At 58.9% G+C, this 4,124-nt stretch carries 3 protein-coding genes and 2 pseudogenes; 2 read left to right on the forward strand and 3 right to left on the reverse strand.

The features are described 5' to 3' along the window. Positions 1-625 (reverse strand): annotated as a pseudogene (locus RTK32_RS19570) (glutamine amidotransferase); the annotation flags it as partial. Between the two features lie 123 nt (positions 626-748). Here RTK32_RS19570 and RTK32_RS19575 point away from each other — a divergent pair. Both RTK32_RS19575 and RTK32_RS19580 read left to right on the forward strand, forming a co-directional pair. Further along, on the forward strand, positions 749-1,636 hold the full coding sequence (locus RTK32_RS19575) for an EamA family transporter (protein ID WP_312046899.1): 888 nt from the start codon (positions 749-751) through the stop codon (positions 1,634-1,636). Between the two features lie 45 nt (positions 1,637-1,681). Next, a complete protein-coding gene (locus tag RTK32_RS19580) occupies positions 1,682-3,091 on the forward strand; it encodes a CoA transferase (RefSeq protein WP_312046900.1) in 1,410 nt (469 codons plus the stop codon). Between the two features lie 74 nt (positions 3,092-3,165). Here the strand turns inward: RTK32_RS19580 and RTK32_RS19585 are convergent, their stop codons facing one another. Together RTK32_RS19585 and RTK32_RS19590 are read right to left on the reverse strand one after the other, a co-directional pair. Next, a complete protein-coding gene (locus tag RTK32_RS19585; RefSeq protein WP_312046902.1) occupies positions 3,166-3,720 on the reverse strand; it encodes a molecular chaperone in 555 nt (184 codons plus the stop codon). 33 nt (positions 3,721-3,753) lie between these two features. After that, positions 3,754-4,124: pseudogene (locus RTK32_RS19590) on the reverse strand (phosphatase); the annotation flags it as partial.

The following is a 4,124-nucleotide window of genomic DNA, read 5'->3' on the forward strand; positions in this document are numbered from 1 at the left end:
CAGGCGCTTCAGCACGCTGACTGTTTTGCTGACAGGCAGCCATAATGGTCGAAGTAAATTCGGGATGAAACTGAACAGAGAGCGCCTGCGGGCTGTAGCGAATAATCTGGCACGGATCCAGAGCGGAAGAAGCCAGCACCCGCGCGCCTGGTGGCGGTTGCAGCACCGACTGCTGATGGGTAAGCCACGCTGAGAACTGCGCGGGCAATATCCCCAGCAGCGCATCATTAGCATACCCTTCGCGACAGGTAATCTGCTGAACCCCTCCTTACCAGCCACGTGGATTGTCGCCGACCTGGCCGCCCAGCGCGTAAGCCATAAGCTGATGACCATAGCAGACGCCCAGCAGCGGCAACTGATGATCCATAGCGCTGCGTATCCAGGCCGCGGTGCGCTCGCTCCACTCCGCATGGTCAGTGACCATCGCCCAGGCGCCGGTAAGGATCGCGCCCGACAGCGAGGCGGGCTCGGGCAGCGCTTCGCCCAGATCGGGGCGGACGATCAGCCAGTTCTCCGGCGGCAAGCCCGTAGCAGCCATAAACCAGTGCTGCTGCTCGCCCACCCGAGTCATCACGCCCTCGGGCGGTGTTTCAAACTGGATAATAGCGAAAGGAAGCTCGTTCATAGTCTGGTCGTATCCTTATGCGGCTGATTCAGAATCTTACAAGAAAAAAAGGCCTTCACGCTTAACATCATGGCGATCCGTGCCATGATAGGTCAATGATTAAATACACTAAAGGGTTGCGTTGTGGCTGTACGTCATTTTTTCCTGATTTTGCTGGTGGTTACGACCTGGGCTTTCAATAACGTTGCGGTAAAATGGGGGCTTGGCGAGATACCCCCCTTGTTCCTGACGCTGATGCGTTTTGTGGTAGTGGCGGCGATTCTGGTTCCTTTTACCCGCGTCACGCGTGAACAGCTGCGCTACCTGGTGCCGCTCTCCTTTACCTTTGGTTTTATGCACTTCTCCCTGCTGTTTCTTGGGCTGAAATATACCGATGCAGGCACGGGCGCGATCGTGGTGCAGCTGGGCACGCCTTTTGCGATGATCCTTGCCATGGTTTTTTTGCAGGAAAAACTGTCGCTGGTACAGATACTGGGCATCCTTATCTCGCTTAGCGGCGTAGTGGTGCTGGCCGGTAGCCCGACCATTCCCACATGGTGGGTCCTGTGCCTGCTGCTCTGCAGCGCGGTGGGCTGGGCGGTCAGTAACCTTATTGTTAAAAAATCTCCATCTATTACCCCGCTTACCCTGACCGGCTGGCTCTCTTTCCTGGCGATCCCTGTGGTCGGCCTCTCCTCTTTCTTTATGGAAAGCGGTCAGCTCACCAGCCTGTTACACGCCTCGTGGCGCGGCTGGTTCGCAATTTTTTACAGCGCCATTTGCTCTTCCATCGTGGCCTATTCGCTGTGGTATGGCCTGCTGCGTACCTACAACGTGAATCTGATCATGCCCTATTCCCTGCTGACGCCGGTGCTGTCGGTGATCCTGGGCGTATTAGTGTTGGGCGACAGCATGAATATTTTTAAAGTTACCGGCTCGCTGCTGGTCGTGGCCGGTACGGCAATTGCGGTGATCAATCTGCGTAATCTGAGAATGCATGCACGCCTGCCAAAGCTGAAGCGGCTGCGCTAGCGACGGCCGATCTTCATTGCTATGGTTAAACCAAAGGAGGACGCGATGACGATCGGCTTAACCACTCGACTTTGGCAGCAGCTCTGGCAGGCATTGCGCAATGACGCTGCGCCCGAAGTGCATTTTACCGGCGCGCAGCGTCTTGTTTCTGCCTTCCCGGTTACGGAGCTGGCAGCCACCAGCATGGCGTTGGCGATGCAGGCAGCGGCCACCCTCACGGGGAATGCTTCCCGGCAACGCGTCGATATGCGTCTGGCATCCCGCTGGTTTCAACAAACTTTTCAACCCGTGAACCGGGCTGCGCCTTCACTGTGGGACGCGTTCGCCGGGGACTATGCCGCGGCAAACGGCTGGATCCGCCTCCACACCAATGCACCCCACCACCGGGCCGCAATGGAAAAGGTGCTGGGGACGCACGCCAGCCGTGCCGATTTGGCGCACGCCGTCAGCCGCTGGGACAAAACCGCGCTTGAACAGGCGATAATTGACGTAGGAGGCTGCGCGGCAGAGATGCGCAGCGTAGAAGCCTGGCAGCAGCATCCTCAGGGTCAGAGCGTGCGGCGCGAGCCGCTGATAGCACAAAGCTTACAGCCCCAGGCTGCCGCACCGGACTGGCCATTGCCCGGACTTCGGCCGTTAAAGGGCGTTAAAGTGCTGGATCTGACCCGAATTATCGCCGGGCCGGTCGCCACGCGCTTTCTGGCCGGTCTGGGCGCGGACGTGCTGCGGCTCGATCCGCCGGGCTGGCAGGAGCCGACGCTGGAAGAAGAGATTACGCTGGGCAAACGCTGCGCACGGCTTGATCTGAAGTCGGCGACGGGCAGGAGGATTTTCGAGCAGTTACTGAGTCAGGCGGATGTGCTGATCCACGGCTACCGCGCCGATGCGCTGAGCGCATTGGGCTACGACGAAGTAACGCGGCAAAAGCTTTCTCCTGGCCTGACGGATGTCAGCCTCAATGCCTGGGGCTGGACGGGGCCGTGGCGCAATCGACGTGGCTTCGACAGCCTGGTACAGATGGGCTGCGGCATAGCGGATACGGGCCGTCAATGGCAGCGTAGCGAGAAACCTGTGCCGCTGCCGGTGCAGGCGCTCGACCATGCTACCGGGTATCTGATGGCCGCAGCCGCGCTGGAAGGCATGCGGCTCAGGCTACAGCAAGGCACCGGCTTTAGCGCAAGAATGTCGCTGGCCCGCACAGCCAGTCTGCTGACCGACCACCCTTATTGTGACGCCAGCCAGCCTGAAGGACTGGGGCAACCCCAACCGCACGATACCCGTGTCGAAACAGAGATAAACGCCTGGGGAATTGGCCTGCGTCTTAAGCCGCCGGTACAGCTAGCCGGTATGCCGTTAGTGTGGTCCGCTTCTGCCTCACCATTGGGATCAGCATCCGCGACGTGGCGGGACCAGCCTGTCGATAGCCCTTCCAGCTCGTCTTTTGAGCCTGCATAAAGTCATGTCAGGCGGTGCGGCGGCTAAGCGGCACTGCCTGACAGGACAGGAGCGGGTTGCCAGGCTGGAAGCCGTTACGCTTCGTCTTCCTCTGCCAGCTCGTCGCGCATTGCCTGAATCGCTTCACGGCTTAACGCGGCCAGCGTGCGGTAAAATGGCGTTTCGGCCCAGGCTTCCACCTTGCCCAGGAACTGGCCACACCACGGCAGCAAATAGTCATCAAACAACGTAATTTGCGCCTGTACCTCATCCTCCTGCGACTGATCCTCAAGCCAGGAAGCAGCCAGCAATAGCGAACCGAAACGATCGGCCGGGGCCTCGCTTAACGGCATACCGCGGCTCTGTAAAAAGGCGCGCACTTCGCTTTCCTGCGGGCCATTTTCCCAGCGGGATCCCTCCTGCGGCACCTTGCAGTCACTGCCGACAAACAGGGCGTTATAGTCGGTGGCCAGCGCCTGCGGGTCGCTATTCTGCTGCAAACGAGTCAGCAACTCGTCCTGCTCTAGCGGCCACTGCTGCTGCAGTTTGCCCTCACGCAGCAGCGTAAACAGCGGCACCAGCAGCGGATCCTGCGGCTGGCGGTTATAGAGCGAGCCAAGGATGCGGCAGATAATCGAAAATTCATTCATCAGGATGGGTCCATAGCGTTAAGCGTGACAACGTCACAGTTCAGCAAATTCGGTCAGGGTGGTGCCGGTTCTGCGTTGTAAAAAATCAAGCAGACGGCGCGGCGTGACATTTAATACACGTTCTTCCGGAAAATCCACTTCCTTCATAATCCGCAGGCAATGTTCAAAATTACCCAACGTGAAGGCCGTATGGGAATCCGATCCGCAGGCAATCCAGCCTCCGGCATCGCGTACCGCGGCTGCAATGGCGCGACAGTTAGGCTCGCTGCCCTTACGCGAGTGGGTAAAAGAGGAATTATTCAGCTCCAGCGCCACCTCATATTTTGCGGCGGCTTCGGCAATTGCAGGGATATCTACCGGATACTTCGGGTTGCCCGGATGACTGATGATATGCACGTTACCGC

It is taken from the genome of Erwinia sp. (assembly GCF_031978025.1).
Taxonomy (GTDB): Bacteria; Pseudomonadota; Gammaproteobacteria; order Enterobacterales; family Enterobacteriaceae; genus Erwinia.

Bases quoted from the DNA above. Each gene is read 5' to 3' on its own strand.
- RTK32_RS19580 (WP_312046900.1), top strand. From the start codon at position 1,682: ATGACGATCGGCTTAACCACTCGACTTTGGCAGCAGCTCTGGCAGGCA.
- RTK32_RS19585 (WP_312046902.1), bottom strand. From the start codon at position 3,720: ATGAATGAATTTTCGATTATCTGCCGCATCCTTGGCTCGCTCTATAAC.